Annotated in this window: 18 protein-coding genes; 9 read left to right on the plus strand and 9 right to left on the minus strand. The window is 72.3% G+C overall.

From position 1 onward, the window contains the following. Positions 1-14: 14 nt before the first annotated feature. Positions 15-629 (plus strand): hypothetical protein, encoded by a 615-nt coding sequence (locus tag IE198_RS04775; RefSeq protein WP_189882997.1) that lies wholly within the window; start codon positions 15-17, stop codon positions 627-629. A 62-nt stretch (positions 630-691) separates the two neighbouring features. After that, positions 692-1597 (plus strand): nucleotidyl transferase AbiEii/AbiGii toxin family protein, encoded by a 906-nt coding sequence (locus tag IE198_RS04780; protein WP_189883655.1) that lies wholly within the window; start codon positions 692-694, stop codon positions 1595-1597. 6 nt (positions 1598-1603) lie between these two features. Here the strand turns inward: IE198_RS04780 and dnaG are convergent, their stop codons facing one another. The 5 genes from dnaG to IE198_RS04805 all read right to left on the minus strand — a co-directional run bounded on the left by dnaG (position 1604) and on the right by IE198_RS04805 (position 8006). After that, positions 1604-3514: a DNA primase gene (gene dnaG, locus IE198_RS04785; RefSeq protein WP_189882999.1), complete on the minus strand. Its 1911-nt coding sequence runs from the start codon at positions 3512-3514 to the stop codon at positions 1604-1606. Between the two features lie 34 nt (positions 3515-3548). Next, a complete protein-coding gene (locus IE198_RS04790; protein ID WP_189883001.1) occupies positions 3549-4838 on the minus strand; it encodes an NAD(P)/FAD-dependent oxidoreductase in 1290 nt (429 codons plus the stop codon). 135 nt (positions 4839-4973) lie between these two features. Further along, a complete protein-coding gene (locus IE198_RS04795) occupies positions 4974-6299 on the minus strand; it encodes a deoxyguanosinetriphosphate triphosphohydrolase (protein ID WP_189883003.1) in 1326 nt (441 codons plus the stop codon). Between the two features lie 47 nt (positions 6300-6346). Then, a complete protein-coding gene (locus tag IE198_RS04800) occupies positions 6347-7129 on the minus strand; it encodes a sirohydrochlorin chelatase (protein WP_189883005.1) in 783 nt (260 codons plus the stop codon). 553 nt (positions 7130-7682) lie between these two features. After that, complete coding sequence (locus IE198_RS04805; RefSeq protein WP_229833747.1) at positions 7683-8006, minus strand: hypothetical protein; 324 nt, start codon at positions 8004-8006, stop codon at positions 7683-7685. Between the two features lie 110 nt (positions 8007-8116). On the opposite strand from IE198_RS04805, the gene IE198_RS04810 reads away from it, so the two are divergent. The 3 genes from IE198_RS04810 to IE198_RS04820 all read left to right on the plus strand — a co-directional run bounded on the left by IE198_RS04810 (position 8117) and on the right by IE198_RS04820 (position 11613). Next, positions 8117-8731 carry a SanA/YdcF family protein gene (locus tag IE198_RS04810; RefSeq protein ID WP_229833776.1) on the plus strand — a complete coding sequence of 205 codons (615 nt, stop codon included), beginning with the start codon at positions 8117-8119 and terminating at the stop codon, positions 8729-8731. A gap of 61 nt (positions 8732-8792) precedes the next feature. Then, positions 8793-9374, plus strand: a complete 582-nt coding sequence (locus tag IE198_RS04815; protein WP_189883009.1) for a TIGR03086 family metal-binding protein — start codon at positions 8793-8795, stop codon at positions 9372-9374. A gap of 124 nt (positions 9375-9498) precedes the next feature. Beyond that, positions 9499-11613, plus strand: a complete 2115-nt coding sequence (locus IE198_RS04820) for a molybdopterin oxidoreductase family protein (protein ID WP_189883010.1) — start codon at positions 9499-9501, stop codon at positions 11611-11613. On the opposite strand, the gene IE198_RS04825 is transcribed toward IE198_RS04820, so the two are convergent. The 3 genes from IE198_RS04825 to IE198_RS04835 all read right to left on the minus strand — a co-directional run bounded on the left by IE198_RS04825 (position 11561) and on the right by IE198_RS04835 (position 13156). Further along, positions 11561-12043 carry a gamma-glutamylcyclotransferase family protein gene (locus IE198_RS04825; protein ID WP_189883012.1) on the minus strand — a complete coding sequence of 161 codons (483 nt, stop codon included), beginning with the start codon at positions 12041-12043 and terminating at the stop codon, positions 11561-11563. The two genes, IE198_RS04820 and IE198_RS04825, sit on opposite strands and share 53 nt — an antisense overlap. Next, entirely contained in the window at positions 12040-12342 is a 303-nt protein-coding gene (gene cutA / locus IE198_RS04830; protein ID WP_100111100.1) for a divalent-cation tolerance protein CutA, read from the minus strand. Before cutA ends, IE198_RS04825 begins: the two co-directional genes overlap by 4 nt. A 211-nt stretch (positions 12343-12553) precedes the next feature. Beyond that, a complete protein-coding gene (locus IE198_RS04835; protein WP_189883014.1) occupies positions 12554-13156 on the minus strand; it encodes an NADPH-dependent FMN reductase in 603 nt (200 codons plus the stop codon). Positions 13157-13435: 279 nt separating this feature from the next. Between IE198_RS04835 and IE198_RS04840 the strand changes: the two genes are divergently transcribed. The 3 genes from IE198_RS04840 (at position 13436) to IE198_RS04850 (ending at position 14929) form a co-directional block, all read left to right on the plus strand. Continuing rightward, on the plus strand, positions 13436-13723 hold the full coding sequence (locus IE198_RS04840) for a hypothetical protein (RefSeq protein WP_189883016.1): 288 nt from the start codon (positions 13436-13438) through the stop codon (positions 13721-13723). 226 nt (positions 13724-13949) lie between these two features. After that, positions 13950-14447 (plus strand): MarR family winged helix-turn-helix transcriptional regulator, encoded by a 498-nt coding sequence (locus IE198_RS04845; protein ID WP_189883018.1) that lies wholly within the window; start codon positions 13950-13952, stop codon positions 14445-14447. A 2-nt stretch (positions 14448-14449) separates the two neighbouring features. Then, positions 14450-14929, plus strand: coding sequence for a hypothetical protein (locus IE198_RS04850; protein ID WP_189883020.1), 480 nt, complete (start codon positions 14450-14452; stop codon positions 14927-14929). Positions 14930-14983: 54 nt separating this feature from the next. Here the strand turns inward: IE198_RS04850 and IE198_RS04855 are convergent, their stop codons facing one another. Continuing rightward, the gene (locus IE198_RS04855) at positions 14984-15769 is read right to left on the minus strand and encodes a sulfite exporter TauE/SafE family protein (protein WP_189883022.1); all 786 of its coding nucleotides are present in this window, start codon (positions 15767-15769) and stop codon (positions 14984-14986) included. A gap of 621 nt (positions 15770-16390) precedes the next feature. On the opposite strand from IE198_RS04855, the gene IE198_RS04860 reads away from it, so the two are divergent. Continuing rightward, positions 16391-17587 (plus strand): NAD(P)/FAD-dependent oxidoreductase, encoded by a 1197-nt coding sequence (locus tag IE198_RS04860; protein WP_189883024.1) that lies wholly within the window; start codon positions 16391-16393, stop codon positions 17585-17587. The last annotated feature ends 4 nt before the right edge of the window (positions 17588-17591 follow it).

Here is a 17591-nt window from a genome sequence, read left to right on the forward strand (position 1 = left end):
GGAAGACTCTGCCGGTGCGTGAGAGCTGCGAGTACGAGACCCATGTGACAGTGCGCTGCGCCGGCGAGACCGGCGGCGACCGGCTCGACGCCTGGGCGGGTGCCGCGGGGCTGAAGGTGACTCACATCGTGCTGGCCCGGGGGCGGATGGTCCGGCAGCCGATGCTGACCTGGAAAGGCCGGGACGGCTTCGCCGCGCAGCGGGCCGCCGCGGAGGCGCTGGTGGCACGGCTGCGGGCGGACGGGTTCGATCCGGTGCGGGTGAAGATCGAATCGGTCCCGTGGGCGCCGGAGGTCCGGCCGGACGGGGACGGTTACTTCGAGCACCATCTCAAGCTGCTGCTGGACGAGGACTTCGACCGCGAGGCGCTGACCTCGCTCGCCGTGCGGCACGGGGCCCATCTGTCGTGGAACGCCCGCCGGGTGACGGCCAGGGGCCGCCAGGAGCGGTTCGTGACGCAGCGGTGCCGGGGGGTGCCGGTACAGGAGGCGGGACGGGCGTGCGACGCTCTTGTCGCCGAGTTGAAGGACGCGGGCCACGAAGTCCTCTCGGATGAGCGGGAGTTCGTGCTGTACGACAGTGATCTGTCGGTGGACGACGGATGGATCGAGGAGGGGGCGGCACGGTGACGGAGACAGGCAGTCGACCGATTCCGGGTGGGCCGGAGGACCTGGCCGAGCCCGTGGTGGACATGCGGCGTCGCACCACTGAACTGCCCCGCACCCTGGATGTCGGCATCGAGCACAAGGGTGCGCGGCGCCAGGTCTTCGACCCCGCGCTGAAGCACTTCACCAGGGCGTTCAGACCGTTGGACGCCGACACGCCCGATGCTTGCGCCTGGCAGGCGGCCCGGCGCACCTCGCTGGAGACGGTGCTCACCGGCGTCGCACGATCGGGCTGGGCCGATTGCCTGGTGCTGCGCGGCAGCATGCTGATGGCGGTCTGGTTCGGGCAGGAGGCACGCGAGCCCAAGGATCTCGACTTCGTGGTCGTACCTGGCGACTGGAACATCGAGGAAGAGCGCACCGGCACGATGCTGGCCGAGATCGCGTCGGCCGCGGAGCGCGCCGCCGACGAGCGCGGCGGTCCGACGATCGACGCGAGCGGCGCAGAGTCCGAGTACATCTGGACGTACGACCGGGTGCCCGGGCGGCGGATGGTGCTGCCGTGGCGGGCACCTGGACTGCCCGGCGGGCAGGTCCAGCTCGACTTCGTGTTCAACGAGCGGCTGCCGAGGGAGCCGGTCCGCGTCGCAGTCGCAGGCACCCAAGTGCAGGCGGCGAGCCCGGAGCTGTCACTGGCCTGGAAGATCCAGTGGCTGTTGACCGACTGCTACGCGCAGGGCAAGGACCTCTACGACGCCGCCCTGCTCGCGGAGCGCCACCCGCTGCGGTACGAGTTGCTCCACGAGGTGTTCCGGCTGTCCGGCGAGTGGCCGTACCCGCATCAGCAGGAGGTCGACTTCGCGGACCTCGAGCAGGCCGTCGGATACGTGGAGTGGGACCACTTCGCCGCGGACTACCCGCAGTTCGCCGACGACGAGCAGGTGTACGCCCGGCGGCTGCTGGCCGCGCTCGAGCCGACGTTCACCCGCTGACCGGGGCTACAGCGCCGCTGCGCCCTGGTTGCGCAGGGACTGCGCGTACTGCTGGAGCACCCACAGTTCGTTCGCGACCGCCGCGTACCGCTCCGGGTCCGCGTTGCCGCCGAGGCGGGCCATCGTGCCCTGGACCTCACGGATGCGGCGGTCGACGGCGCGCAGCCGGACCTGGACGAGCTGGACGCCCGCGTACATCTCGTCGACCGTGCGGGCGTGCACCGCTTCCACGGCGAGCTCGGTGACCAGCGCGCGCACCGTGTCGTCGGGGGCGGCGTCGCGGACGCGGGCCAGGTAGCCGGATGCGTCGTGCGTGCCCTGCTCGGCGCCGCCCGCCTCCTCGATGGTCCGGCGCACCGCGGCGTACGCGGGGGCCGTGAACTCGTCGACGCCGTATGCGTCGAAGGCCGGGGAGACCAGCCCGGGATGCTGGAGGGCCAGCTTGAGCAGTTCGCGCTCGGTGCGGTGGGCGGGACTGCGCAGATTGAGGGCCGGGCCCGACGGTGCGGTCGGGGCAGGCGCGGCAGGCGCCCGGTGCTGTGTCCTGGACGGACCGCCGTTGCGGCCGCCGCGGTCGGCGCCGCGGTCGCGGGCCCAACGGGCGAGCTGGGCGACCCGTTTGACGACGAACTGGGTGTCGAGGATGCCGAGGATCCCGGCGAGCTGTACGGCCGACTCGTGCTGGATGGCGATGTTCTTGATGCCGGCGACGATCGGGGCGGCCTCGTCGAGGGCGGCGGCGCGGCCTGCCGGGGTCTCCAGATTGTGCCGGGTGACCACATGCCGGAGCGCGAACTCGAAGAGCGGGGTGCGCGACTCGACGAGCCCCCGCACCGAGTCGTCCCCTTCGGCGAGGCGCAGCTCGCAGGGGTCCATGCCGCCCGGCGTGATCGCGATCGACGTCTCGGCGGCGAACTTCTGATCGTCCTCGAAGGCGCGCAGCGCCGCCTTCTGGCCGGCCGCGTCACCGTCGAAGGTGAAGATCACCTCGGCGGTGGCGTTGTCCATCAGCAGCCGGCGGAGGATCTTGATGTGGTCGCCGCCGAACGCGGTGCCGCAGGTGGCGATCGCGGTCGTGACGCCCGCGAGATGGCAGGCCATGACGTCGGTGTAGCCCTCGACGACAACGGCCGTGCTGGTACGGGCGATCTCCTTCTTGGCGAGGTCGATCCCGTACAGCACCTGGGACTTCTTGTAGATCGCCGTCTCCGGCGTGTTCAGGTACTTCGGGCCGTTGTCGTCGTCGCGGAGCTTGCGGGCTCCGAAGCCGACGACCTCGCCGGTGATGTCCCGGATGGGCCACATCAGCCGGCCGCGGAAGCGGTCGATGGGGCCGCGCCTGCCCTCCTGCGAGAGACCGGAGAGGGTCAGCTCCTTGTCGCTGAAGCCCTTGCCGCGCAGGAAGCGGGTGAGGTGGTCCCAGCCGGCCGGGCTGTAGCCCACGCCGAAGTGCTGGGCGGCGGCCTGGTCGAAGCCGCGCTCCGCGAGGAACTTCCGGCCGATCTCCGCCTCGGGGCCGTCCAGCTGCTCCACATAGAACTGGGCGGCGATCTTGTGGGCTTCGACCAGCCTGATCCGCTCGCCGCGCTGGTGGGTGGGGTTGTACCCGCCCTCCTCGTACCGCAGGGTGATGCCCGCCTGGCCGGCGAGGCGCTCGACCGTCTCCGAGAACGAGAGGTGGTCGATCTTCATCACGAAGGCGATCGTGTCGCCGCCCTCCTGGCAGCCGAAGCAGTGGAAGAGCCCCTTGCTGGGGCTGACCTGGAAGGAAGGGGACTTCTCGTCATGGAACGGGCACAGGCCCTTGAGGTTTCCGCCACCGGCGTTGCGCAGCTGGAGGTATTCGGAAACGACGGCGTCGATCGGGACCGCGTCCCGGACCGCCTTCACGTCGTCATCGTTGATCCTGCCTGCCACGCGTGAATTCTACGGTGGCGCTGCGACACTCCTGTCAGCCTGCGAGCTCGCCAGGACCTGTGGGGTCGGTGAGGTCGGTGAGGGGGAGGGTCGGATCGCCGAGGACCTGCGGGTCCACCTCCGCCCGCGACCGGACGAGCTGCTGGATCGGTGCGGTGACGTCCCACACGTTCACGTTCATCCCGGCCAGCACCCGCCGGCCCTTCAGCCAGAAAGCGATGAATTCCCGCTTGCCCACGTCGCCGCGGAGCACGACCTGGTCGTACGAGCCGGGCGGGGCCCAGCCCGAGTACTCCATGCCCAGGTCGTACTGGTCGGAGAAGAAGTAGGGGACGCGGTCGTAGCTGACGTCCTGGCCGAGCATGGCGCGGGCGGCGGCCGGGCCGCCGTTCAGGGCGTTCGCCCAGTGCTCGACGCGCAGCGGGACACCCAGCAGCGGGTGCCGGGCGGCGGCGACGTCACCTGCGGCGTAGATGTCGGGGTCACAGGTGCGCAGGCTCTCGTCCACGGCGATGCCGCCGCCGTGCTCCCGGCCGGCGAGGTCGAGGCCCGCCGCGTCGGCGAGGGCGGTGCGCGGGGCCGCGCCGATCGCGGCCAGGACCTGGTGGGCGGGCTGCTCCTCGCCGTCGTCCGTGCGGGCCGCCAGCACCATGCCGTCCTGGCCGATGATCTCGGTGAGGCGGGCACCGAAGTGGAAGCGGACGCCGTGCTCGCGGTGCAGCTCGGCGAAGAACTGGCCGAGTTCGGGGCCGATGGCCTGGTGGAGGGGGGTGGGCTCGGCCTCCACGACGGTCACCTCCGCGCCGTAGCCGCGGGCCGCGGCCGCGACCTCGAGACCGATCCAGCCGGCGCCGGCGATGACCAGATGGCCGTTGTCACGGCCGAGGGCGGCGAGCACGTGGCGCAGCCGGTCGGCGTGGGCGAGGCGGCGCAGATGGTGGACACCGGCCAGACCGGTGCCGGGGATGTCCAGCCGGCGGGGCTCGGCGCCGGTGGCGAGCAGCAGTTTGTCGTAGTGGACGACGGTGCCGTCACCGAGGCGCACCGAGCGGGTCTCGCGGTCGATGGACACGACGGTCTGGCCGAGGTGCAGTTCGATGTCGGCCTGGGCGTACCAGCCGGGTTCATGGACGAAGACGCTGTCGCGTTCGTCCTTGCCGGTCAGAAAGGCCTTGGACAGTGGCGGACGTTCGTAGGGGTGGTCGCGTTCGTCGCCGATGAGGATCACTCGTCCGGTGAACCCTTCGGCACGGAGGGTCTCGGCGGCCTTGGCCCCCGCCAGCCCACCACCGACGATGACGAATGTCCGATGTGCGTCGACCACGTGATGCCTCCTCGTTGCTTCTACGCAGCGCAGCCTTCAGCGAGCGTCCCGCACCGAACGTTATGGCGGAAGGGGGAGTGACCCTCCGGCGCGTCATTTCGGACGAAACGCCCACGTGGGCTGCGTGCGCAGCATTCAGCGGCGCGTCGCGAGACGGACGTGCAGGGTACGGGCCGATGCGTCCGTGAGGTTCGCGATCTGGTCGACGATCACCCGCTTACGGGCCCGGTCGTCCGCCGCGGACTCGAACATCGCGCGGAACTGCGGCTCCAGCGCCTCGGGCGCACGGGCCGTGAGCGCCTGCGCCAGTTCGGCGAGCACGACGCGCTGGTCGGCGCGGAGCGCCTCCTGCTCGGCGCGCTGCATCACATAGCGGTCGGCGACGGCCTTGAGCACCGCGCACTCGTTGCGCGTCGAGCGCGGGACGACGAGCTCCGCGGCGTAACGCGTGAGCCCGCCGGCACCGTAGGCCTGACGGGTGGCGCCCTCCGCGGCGAGCGCGAACCGGCCGATGAGCTGGCTGGAGGCGTCCTTCAGCCTGGCCTGGGCGACCGCGGAGCCGTCGTAGTGGTGCGGCCACCACACCTGGGCGACGAGCCGGTCGAGCGCGTCGGACAGCTCCTGCGGGTCCGTGTCGTACGGCACGTACCGGCCGACGGCCACGGACCAGATGGCCGTACGCTCCGTCTCGGAAAGCAGGCAGTTGGGGTCGATGTGCCCGGCGTGCAGGCCGTCCTCGAAGTCGTGCACCGAGTACGCGACGTCGTCGGCCCAGTCCATCACCTGGGCCTCGAGGCACTTCCGGTACGCGGGGGCCCCGAGACGCGCCCACTCGAAGACCGGCAGGTCGTCCTCGTACACCCCGAACTTGCCCGAACCGGGGTCGGTGGGGTGATCGCCGCGCGGCCAGGGGTATTTGGTGGCGGCGTCGAGTGTGGCCCGGGTCAGGTTCAGACCGACGCTGACCGGCTCACCCGTCTTTGGGGCGTGCACGAAACGCTTCGGCTCGATACGGGTGAGCAGGCGCAGGGATTGGGCGTTGCCCTCGAAACCGCCGCAGTCCTGCGCGAACTCGTTCAGCGCCTGCTCGCCGTTGTGGCCGAAGGGCGGGTGCCCCATGTCGTGCGCGAGACACGCAGCCTCGACGAGATCGGGGTCGCAGCCGAGCGCCGCGCCCAGCTCCCGCCCCACCTGTGCGCACTCCAGCGAGTGCGTCAGCCGGGTCCGGGGGCTCGCGTCCCAGGCGTGGCTACGGGTGCCGGGAGTGACGACCTGGGTCTTGCCCGCGAGACGGCGCAGCGCCGAGGAGTGCAGCACCCTGGCGCGGTCGCGCTGGAAGGCGGTGCGGCCGGGGCGCTTGTCGGGCTCGGCGGCCCAGCGCTCGGCGGCCGAGTCGTCGTAGCCGTCGGAACCGGTGCCGGTGCCATTGCCGTTGCCGGAGGTGCTGGTGGTGCCGTCCATGCACCGAAGGTAACCGGAGCGGCCGACGGTCCGGACCCGTCGGGCGATTATGCGGCGGAGAGTTCCAGCCGCCGGGCCGCCTGCGCGGCGCACGGGAGGGCCTGTGCCTCGTCGTAGCGGTGCAGCAGCAGCCGGGCCAGCGCCGGGTGGGTCCCGAGCGGCTCCGCCGCGATCCAGGGCGCGGCGGCGGCACTGCGCGTCGCGAACAGACCGGGCGCGGCGAAGTACGAGGCGACCGCGACCCGGTGGCGGCCGCGCGCCTCCAACGCCTTGACGGCGGCAGGGACGGTGGGCGCGAGAGCCGAGGCGTACGCGGCGACTACCGGCACGCCGAGACGCTCGGCGAGCATCCGCGCCATACGCCGGGTGTCCGCGGCGGAGTCGGGGTCGCGGGAGCCGGCCGAGGCCAGAACGACACCGGCACTGCCGCTCGTGCCGTCCCCGGGCCGCCACCCCGCCTCGGCGAGGCGGTCGGCGAGCGCCTCGCCGAGGAGGGGATGCGGACCGAGCGGGCGTGCGATACGGACGTCGGCGCCGCCCGGCATCGCCGCCGCGGCCTGCGGGAGGTCGTGCTTGACGTGGTAGCCACGGCTGAGCAGCAGCGGCACAAGGACGGCGGGCGTGCCGTCGGGCAGCGCGGCAAGCGTGTCGCCGAGCAGCGGCTCGTTCAGCTCGATGTGCCCGAGACGTACATCAAGGCCGGGCCGGAGCTCGCGGACCCGGTCGAGGAGAGCGGTGACGGTACGCACGGCACGCGGGTCACGGCTGCCGTGGGCGACGGCGACGAGGGCGGGCCGGGCGGTGGCGGAGGCAGTCGCGGAGGGGAGCATGCGGGGCGGGTTCCGTTCAGTCGGACGTGACTCAGCTGGGTGCCGAGCTGAGCGGTGATACGCGTGATCAGGTCGGCGGTGGTGCCGAACTGCGCGACGGTGTCGACTGCGCTGTCGAGGGTCGGGGGCGGGGACTCACGAAGGTGTTCCGGCTCCGTCATGGATCGATGGTGGCGGGCGCAGGTTGCGTGGTTGTTGCGTGAGGGTGACGGGTGTTTGCGCCTGACTCACGATCGGGAGCGTCCTGCGCGGAGCGGGGCGCTCGGGCGCGCTGCGCTACGGCGGCCGGTACGGGGCCGCCGTAGCGGCCCCGTACCGGCGCCGCCGCGGGCACGGGGCCGCTGCGCGGCGCCTGTCCCCGCCCTTTCCCGCCTTCCCGAAATCGGGCTGCTCGCCCTACCGCCTGGCGGCGTGGGGCTTCCGGGCCCGTCCACCGCGCTCCGCGCGGCGCTTCGGGGCTCCGTCCCGGACCCGTACCGCCGTCCGGGCGGCGTTCCGGGTCGTGCCCCGGATCCGGTACGGGGCCGCTGCGCGGCGCCTGTCCCCCGCCCCCTCAGCCCACTTCCACGTACCCTGACGCCGCCTGCGGCGGGTGCGCCTCGAAGAGGACGTCGAACCCCGCCCCCGAGAGGTCCAGCGACCCGAAGCTGTCCTTGACCGAGCAGCCGCCGCCTCCGGCCCTGTCGATCGCTGCCAGGACGTCGTCCGCCGTCGCGTCCTCGCTCAGCGTCCCCGCGTCCGGATACAGCGGCGGTGTGCGGCGCGGGTTGGTCCAGGCGCGGCTGCCGAAGGTGCCGGGCAGCCCGTGCGCGCGGCACATGGCCTCGCACCATTCGGCGTTGTTACGGGCGGCCGTCCGCGCCCTCTCGTCGATCACGAGGTGATCGTGCCGAACGGCACGGCGCCGAGGCGAACCCTTTTGGCACGCCGAGCGTCTGACCGGGCGTGAAAGCAACGAGGAGGCGACGGCTCGCCGTACAGGCTGTCATGCTCGGCTGCGTGCTCGGGCTCGTGCCCGCCACCTGGATGCACGCCGTTGCGGACAGCCGGGTCCGTACGGTCGCGAACGCCCCGGCGCGGGACGTCGCGGTCGTCTTCGGCGCCGGGCTGTGGCAGGGCAGGCCCTCCCCGTATCTGGCGCACCGGCTTGATGCCGCCGCCGAGCTGTACCGGACCGGCAAGGCCCGGGTCGTACTGGTGACCGGCGACAACAGCCGGGTGGAGTACGACGAGCCGGACGCCATGCGGACGTACCTGACCGAGCGCGGTGTCCCGGACGACCGGATCGTCAGCGACTACGCCGGGTTCGACACATGGGACTCGTGCGTACGGGCCAAGAAGATCTTCGGGGTGGAGCGCGCGCTGCTGGTGAGCCAGGGCTTCCACATCCGCCGGGCCGTCGCCCTGTGCCGGTCGGCCGGGGTCGATTCTTACGGCGTCGGTGTCGCGGAGCCCCGTGACGCGACCTGGTACTACGGCGGCGTGCGCGAGATGTTCGCGGCGGGCAAGGCGTCGCTGGACGCCGCGTTCCGGCCGGATCCCCGGTTCCTCGGGGCGCAGGAACGGGGTGTGCGCGAGGCACTGGCGGACCCCCGCCGCTGACCGGCGCGGCACGCGGCCCGGCACGCTCGCGTCGAGGCCGTCGGCAGGGAACAGTGGACGCATGAAGAAAGACGTGGCAACACTGCTGACCCGGCACACCGAGGCGCTCGCCCTGTTCACCGACCGGGTGCACGCCGTACGCGACGACCAGTGGGACGACCCGACGCCCTGCACCGAGTGGTCGGTGCGCGATCTCGTCAACCACCTCACGGCCGAGCAGCTGTGGGTGCCGGACCTGGTGACCGACGGGGCGACGATCGACGACATCGGCGACGCGTACGACGGTGACGTCCTCGGCGAGCGTCCGCGCCACGCCTGGGACTCGGCCGCACGCGCCGCCCGCAAGGCGTTCTCCGACGAGGGGGCCCTGGAAGGGACGGTCCAGCTCTCGTACGGGGAGACCCCGGTGACCGCGTACTGCTCGCAGATGATCAGTGACGCGGTGGTGCACGCCTGGGACCTGTCGCGGGCGATCGGCGCGGAGGAGCGGCTGCCGGACGCGCTGGTGGCCTTCACCCTGGACGAGGTCGCGCCCTACGCGTCGGAACTGTCGAAGTCCGGGCTGTTCGCCGCACCGATCGAGCCGCCGCCGGGCGACGACCCGCAGACCCGGCTGCTGGCGATGCTGGGCCGCCGCGCCTGAGCCGGACGCGCCGTACGCGGCCCCGGCTCCTCACGCCGCCGTGAGCCGGCCGCGGAGCCAGGCGTACCTCGTCTGTAATGCGCCACGTCGGCCCGTGTAACACGAATGTTCCACGCTGGGCGTCATGCGCGACGAGACCATCCCGACCCACTGCCCCTACTGCGCCCTGCAGTGCGGCATGAATCTGCGCGGCGTCCGGCAGCCGGACGCCGCCGGGACGGCCGTCGAGGTGGTGGAGCGCCCCGACTTCCCCGTCAACCGCGGCGCACTGTGCGGCAAGGGCCGTACGTCACCCTCCCTTCTCTCCTCCCGGGTGCGCCTGACCGAGCCGCTCATCAGAAGCCACGCCACAGGCCGGCTCGAACCGGCCACCTGGGAGGAGGCGCTGCGTACGATCGCCGACCGGCTGCGGCGTACGAGGGAGGTGCACGGCGCGGACGCGGTGGGCGTCTTCGGCGGCGGCGGGCTGACCAACGAGAAGGCGTACACCCTCGGGAAATTCGCCAGGGTCGTGCTCGGCACCTCGCAGATCGACTACAACGGCCGCTTCTGCATGTCGTCGGCGGCGGCCGCACACGGCAAGGCGTTCGGCCTGGACCGCGGGCTGCCGTTCCCTCTGGAGGACATCCCGAGGACGGGGTGCGTGATCCTGGTGGGTTCGAACCTCGCGGAGACCATGCCGCCCGCGCTGCGCTATCTGACGGAGCTGAAGGAGAACGGCGGCAAGCTGATCGTCGTCGACCCCCGGCGGACGAAGACGGCGGAACAGGCCGACCTGCATCTGGCGCCCCGGCCCGGCACCGATCTGGCGCTCGCGCTGGGCCTGCTGCACGAGGTGGTGGCGCAGGGACGCACCGACGAGGAGTTCATCGCCAGCCGTACGACCGGCTGGGCGGACGCCAGGGCCGCCGCCATGGCCCACTGGCCCGAGCTGGTCGAGCGGATCACCGGAGTCGGCGTGCCCGAGCTGCGCGAGGCGGTGCGGCTGTTCTGCGACGCGCCGTCCGCGATGGTGCTCACGGCCCGCGGGCCGGAGCAGCAGTCCAAGGGCACGGACACGGTCAGCGCCTGGATCAATCTGTGCCTGGCGACGGGCCGGGCCGGCCGCCCGCTGTCCGGCTACGGCTGTCTCACGGGCCAGGGCAACGGGCAGGGCGGCCGCGAACACGGCCAGAAGGCGGACCAGCTGCCCGGCTACCGCAAGCTGGACGACCCGGCGGCGCGGGCGCATGTGGCGGAGGTGTGGGGCGTCGACCCGGAGTCGCTGCCCGGACCGGGCCGCAGCGCCTACGAGCTGCTGGACGCGCTGGGCGGCGACGTGAAGTCGCTGCTGCTGATGGGGTCGAACCCGGTGGTGTCCGCCCCGCGCGCGGCGCACATCGAGGGCCGGCTGAGGTCGCTGGACTTCCTGGCCGTCGCGGACGTAGTGCTCTCGGAGACGGCAGCGCTCGCCGATGTGGTGCTGCCGGTGACGCAGTGGGCGGAGGAGAGCGGCACGACGACCAACCTGGAGGGCCGGGTGCTGCTGCGCCGCAAGGCGGTCGATGCCCCGGACGGGGTCCGCAGCGACCTGGAGGTGCTGGGCGCGCTGGCGGGGCTGCTGGGGCACGAGAAGGGTTTCCCGGCCGATCCGGAGGAAGTGTTCGAGGAGCTGCGGCGGGCGTCGGCCGGCGGCCTCGCGGACTACTCGGGCATCACGTACCGCCGGATCGCCGAGGAGGACGGCGTGTTCTGGCCGTGTCCGGAGAAGGAGGGCGACCGGCATCCCGGGACGCCGCGCCTGTTCCTCGACCGGTTCGCCACGCCCGACGGCCTGGCCAGGTTCGTGCCCGTCAACCACCGGCCCGCCGCGGAGGAGCCCGACGCCGAGTACCCGGTACTGCTGACGACCGGGCGGGTGGTCGCCCAGTACCAGTCGGGGGCGCAGACGCGGCGTGTCGACGAACTGAACGCCGCGGCGCCCGGCCCGTTCGTCGAGCTGCATCCGCAGATGGCGGAGCGGCTCGGTGTCCGGGAGGGTGAGCCCCTCGCCGTGGTGTCCCGGCGGGGCCGGGCGACCGGGCCGGCGCGGATCACGACCGGGATCAGGCCGGACACCGTGTTCATGCCGTTCCACTGGCCCGGCGAGGGCCGGGTCAACACGGTCACCAATCCGGCGCTCGACCCGACCTCGCGTATGCCGGAGTTCAAGGTGTGCGCGGTCCGGCTGGAGCCGGCGGACCGGGGCGCGGTCGCCTGACGGCCTCGCGCCAGTCGCCGCCGTCGACGGGTGTGCCGCCGGCCCGCAGTGCGTGGGCCACGTGCTCGGCGGCGATGTACACCCAGGCCGTGACGGACGTGCCGTCGGCGAGGACGACCTCGCGGGCCACCCGCTCGTACAGGTTCTCCGGATGGCCCGGACGGCCGGAGTACTCCTCCAGGCGGTCCAGGACGCCGAGCAGCCCGCCGTACTGGTCGGGGGCCGCCCACGCCGCCTCGCCGGTGACCGTGCAGGGGCCGCCGGGATCGTCGACGGCGTACGGAAAGCCGGGGCCCTCGTAGAGCCGCGCGCCGCGCAGCACGGCGGGGCGCTCGGTGGTGGTGCGGCCGCGCAGGAACACGTCGTGGTTGTGGAACCCCGGCCGCAGGGTGCCGTAGACGAAGAACGGAAGCCGCTGCCGCTCGTTCATCGCGCCACAGTCTCCGCCCGCACCCAGCCCACATAGGCCGCGTTGCCGCGCACCACCGGCATGGCGATGATCTCCGGGGTGTCGTAGTCGTGGGCGGCGGTCAGGTGCGCCTCGAGGGCGTCGTAGCAGGCCGGTGTGGTCTTGAAGAGCACCTGCCACTCCTCCGCGGTCTCGATGGCCTGTCGCCAGTGGTAGACCGACGTCACCGGTGCGGAGATCTGCGCGCAGGCCGCGAGGCGGGCCTCCACGGCGCCCTGCGCCAGCTGCTGTGCCTTCTCCGCGCTGTCGGTCGTGGTCATCACGGCGAGCAGCGGCGGCGCGGCGGGGGTCTGTTCCACGGCACGGGCTCCTTCTCGGTCGTCGGCTCGTATACGGCGCACAGGGCGGGGCGGGCCGGAGGTGGGCCCGCCCCGCCACCGTACGCACCGAGCACTACGCCTGGGCCGCCGCCGCGAACCGTGCCGCGTGGAGGCGGGCGAGAAGCAGTTTCAGCAGCACGGCGGCGGGCCCTCAGCTCGCGTAGGGGCGAACGGACTTGGCGGACCTGAGCGCCTCGGCCCACCAGGCGAGCTGGTCGAGCATCGTCTTGGCTGCGGCGTTCGGGGCAGCGGGGTCGCGATGGTTGCCCTCGTCGTCGAAGTGGGCGCCGGCGTTGTGGAAGGAGACCGTGTCGCGGACGGTGACGGCGTGCAGCTCCGCGAAGACCTGCCGCAGTTGCTCGACCGCCCGTAGCCCACCGGAGATACCGCCGTAGGAGACGAAGCCGACGGGCTTGGCCTGCCATTCGCCGAAGTGCCAGTCGATGAGGTTCTTGAGGGCTGCGGGGAAGGAGTGGTTGTACTCGGGGGTTACGACGACGAAGGCGTCGGCGCCGGCCAGTTTCGGGGTGACCTTGCCGAGCGCCGCACGCACGTCGGGCGAGGGGCTGAAGGACAGCGCGGTGGGCAGCTCGGCGTCGGCCGGATCGACGACCTCGACCAGGAAGTCCTCACGCAGCGCGGCCCGGGAAAGGAACCAGTCGGCGACGGTGGGGCCGAACCGGCCGTCGCGGTTGCTGCCGATGACGACGGCGAGCTTCAGAGGGGACGTGTGTTCAGGCGTGTTGATGTCCATGCGGAGGAGCGTGCTACCTCAAGTTTGGTTGAGGTCAAGTCGTGTCCACGGATTGCGTGACAGCAGGTCGCATGGACCGTCACCCGTTCGGCACGTCCGCACCCCGCCGGCCCTCCCGGCGCGGCGGCAGCACTGTTGACCTGCGAGAATCCGTTCCGTCCAGGGTGACACACCACTCCGGTCGAGCGAATCTGATTGGGCATCAGCAGGCATGGTGGGCAGTGGGCCTCTTACCTCGAAGGAGAACGAGACACCGCACTGCGTGCCCCCGGAGGACCCATGCGCACCACCGCCCGCCTCTTGACCGGCACCGCGTTGGTGATGGCGACCACGATGCTCGGCACCCACGGGGCGTACGCCGGCGTGCGCCGCGAGAACGGCAAGGAGGCCGACGGCGAGGTCGAGTTGGGCCACAAGGTGCCGCGCGGGCTCGTCGGAACCGGAGTCGGCGGCAGCATGGGCCCCGACACCACACAGATCGCGGCGGGTGCGGCAGTACTGACCGCGGCCGCCGTGGGCGGGACGCTCCTCCTGCACCGCCGGGCGAGCGGCGCGCAGAGAGGCTGACGGACCGGTACCCAGCCCGTTCCCGTACCGCCGGATCCCCCGCTCCCGTCAGGCCTCGAGCCGACGGGGGCGGGGCGACGCCTCGCGTCGCCGCACGCCCGCGGACGACGCGCTCCTCGTCCCGGCCGTCGACGAGAGCTCGACTCACCCCTCGACGCATCCCCGCGGGTCGGCGGCAGGGCCGAAATTACTAGCCATGGACATAATATCCATGTACCTTATCGGCATGAGCACGGCATCCAAAGGCTCCACGCCCGGCTATCTGGTCTGGCGTCTGTCGACGAAATGGCGCGTCGCGGTCGATCGCGCGCTCGCTCCCCTGGGACTGACGCACGCGCAGTACACCCTGATCGCCTCGCTGCACGGCATATGGCGGTCCGGGCACAGCCCGAGCCAGCGGCAACTCGCCGACCACACGGGCCTGGAACCGCTCTACGTCTCGAAGCTCGCCCGCGCCCTCGAATCGTCGGGGCTCGTACGGCGCACGCCCGACCCCACCGACACCAGGGCCGTGCGGCTCTCGCTCACCCTCGAGGGACAGAAAACGGCCCGCCGCGCCATCGCGGAGGTCCACACGCTCCTCGACCGACTGCTGGCCCCGCTCGGCGGCCTCGACGCACCACGCACGCAGGCGCTCACGCGTGAGCTGCGACTGCTGCTCGAAACACCTCTCGACGCACCTCTTGACGCTCTTGAGAACACGTCCACGCCACCGGAGGAGTAACCATGTCGTCCACCGCCCCGATTCTGCTCAACAGCCAGATCATCGGCCGGGCCCACTACGCGGCACGCGCGCTGCTCGACCGTGAGCTGCGCCGTTCCGGCACCACCTTCCACCAGTCGATGGCGCTGAACGCGACCGCCGGCGAGGGCGGCACCGCCGACACCGGCCGGATCGTGGAGCTGATGACATCCACGCTGAGGATCGACGAAGCCACGGCCCGGGACACCGTGTCCGAACTGCTGGCCGCCGAGTTGCTCGAGCCGCTGGAGGCGCTGGGGGCGCAGCCGGACCAGGGGCCGCGTGTCGCCCTGACCGAGGCCGGCCGCACCGAGCAGAGCCGGCTGGCGGCGGTCGCCGTGGAGTTCGCCCCGCGGGTGTACGGCGAGATCCCGGCCGAGGATCTGGCCGTCGCGGGCCGGGTGCTGACCGAGGTCATCGCACGGGCGAACGCCGTGTACGCGGAGACCGCCGACAGGTACTGAGTCCGACAGGTACACACACCGACCTGCACCGGCCACCGTCAGGTCCGACCGCCGTCAGGCCGTCCACTGATCGAAGCCGAGCTTCGCGACCAGGGAGAAGACGACGACGAGCAGCACGCCGCGGACGAACTCGCTGCCCTTCCGCAGTGCCATACGGGCCCCGAACATGCCACCGGCCAGATTGAATACGGCCATCAGCGCCGCCAGCTGCCACAGCACCGTTCCCTGGTAGGCGAACATCGCGAGCGCGCCGGCGTTGGTGCACACGTTCACGATCTTGGCGGTGGCGGACGCGGTCACCAGATCCAGATGCAGAACAGCGGTGAGCGCAAGCACCAGGAACGTGCCGGTGCCCGGCCCGAAGAGACCGTCGTAGAAACCGATGCCGCCGCCGACGAGCACGATGGCGAGGACGGTACGGGTCCGCGTGACACGACGCTTGTCGTCGGCGGTCGCCGTGCCGAACGACGGGCGAAGCATCACGAACGCGGCGACGCCGAGCAGTACCACCATGATCACCGGTCGCAGTACATCACTGCTGATGCCCGCCGCGAAGAACGCGCCGCCCATCGAGCCGGCGAGCGCGGCGAGCCCGATGCGTACGGCCGTCTTCACCTGCACGGGGGCCTTGCGCACATAGGTGACCGCCGCGCCCGACGTGCCGACGATGGCGACCGCCTTGTTCGTACCGAGGACATGGGCGGCCGGTACCTGCGGCAGCCCGAGCAGCAGCGCGGGCAGCAGCAACAGCCCGCCGCCGCCGACAACGGCATCGATCCAGCCGGCCGCGGCGGCGGCGAGACAGAGGAAGACGAGGGTGGTGAGGGATATGTCGGGCACGGTCGCGAGCCTATGGAGGGGATACGTGTGCCGTCCAACGATCGTCGAAGTCTTGAGCGTCGCCTGAGGTTACGGGCCGGTTGCGCCTACCGCATGGGGGCCTTGCTTCCCCACCCCACCCGGCCCCTTCCCGAAACCGGGCTCCGCGGTGCCGCGCTTCGCGCGGAGTCCTCGATCTCCCGGTTTGCGGCCGTGGAGGCACCCTCGAACGGGCTCGCTCTGCGGCTGCGCGGCAGGACACCGGCCCCCCGGGGCGGGTGCCCTGCCGGCGGCCGCGGCGCAGGGGCCCGGGGACAGCTCCGGCCCGGCCGGCGATTGAGGCGCATGGGTGCGGGGCAGAGCCCCAAAGGGTCCACGCCGGCCCCGCCGGCGTACTGCGGCGCAGGGGCCGGAGGCCATCCAAGCCCCGTCGGCGATTGAGGCGTAGGGACTCGGGGCAGAGCCTCGACGGGACGGGCAAGTACCAGCCCCGTCGGCGATCGGGCGCATGGGTGCGGGGCGGAGCCCCCGTAGCGAAGGCCCCCGGCCTCACACACGCCGACGGCCCCCGCTGAGCGCAAGGTTCCCCGCGGGAAACAGAAGGGAACCTGCCGGGTAACACCCACGACGCACGCTGCATGCATGACTTCGGAGATCGTGGTGATCGGCGGCGGGACGGCGGGCGTGCGGCTTGCGCGTCAGCTCGGCGCGGGCGCCCGCGTCACGGTCCTCGGCGAGGAGACGCACGCGCCGTACAACCGGGTGCTGCTCGCGGAGGTGCTCGCGGGCAGGTACGGCCCGGAGGTGATCGCGCTGCCGGAGGTCCCGGTGCGGCGCGGGGTGCGGGCGACGTCGGTCGACCGCGAGCGGCGGCTCGTGCACTGCGCGGACGGCACGACCGTCGGCTACGACCGCCTCGTGCTCGCGACCGGCTCCAACCCGGTGCTGCCGCCGCTCCGCGGCCTCGGCCCCGGGCTCCCGGACGGCGTCCACCCCTTCCGCACCATGGACGACTGTGCGGCCCTGTCGGACGCCGTCCGCCCGGGCACGCGCGCGGTGGTGGTCGGCGGCGGCCTGCTGGGCGTGTCGGCGGCCCGTGCGCTGGCGGTCCGTGGCGCAAAGGTGGTGCTGGCCCAGCAGGGCGAGCACCTCATGGAGCGTCAGCTGGACGTGTCCGCCTCGGGCCTGCTCCGCGCCCACTTGGAGCTCCTCGGCGTCGAGGTGCACACCGAGTGCCGGGTGCGCGGGCTGCGGACCACGCCCGAGGGTGAGGTCGCCGCCGTGATCCTGGCGGACGGCTTCGCGCTGGACGCGGAGATCGTGGTGCTGGCCTGCGGGGTGCGGCCCCGAGTCGGTCTGGCGGTCGACGCCGGCCTCGAGGTGCGCAAAGGCATCGTCGTCGACGACGAGCTGCGTACCTCCGACCCGTACATCCACGCCATCGGCGACTGTGCGGAGCACGACGGTGTCGTACACGGTCTGGCGGGCCCTGCGCTGGAGCAGGCGGATGTCCTTGCGTCCGTGCTGAACGGCGACGGCGCCCGCTACTCCGGCACCCGAGCCCTGACCCGGCTCACTCTGGCCTCCTCGACGAGCCCGCTCGACCTGGCCGCGTTCGGCGATCCGACCCCCCGCCCGGGGGACGACGTCGTCCAGCTCGCCGACGCCACCCGGGGCGCGTACCGCAAGGTCGTGGTCCGCGGGGACCGGCTCGTCGGCGGCGTACTGCTCGGGGATCTCGCGTCCGTCGGCGCGCTCGCCCGGGCCTGGGAGGGCGACGAGGCCCTGCCGGACTCCCTCCCCCTGCTCCACCTGCTCACGAATGATGGAGGCCTCTGACATG

It is taken from the genome of Streptomyces xantholiticus (genome assembly GCF_014651015.1).
GTDB lineage: Bacteria > Actinomycetota > Actinomycetes > Streptomycetales > Streptomycetaceae > Streptomyces > Streptomyces xantholiticus.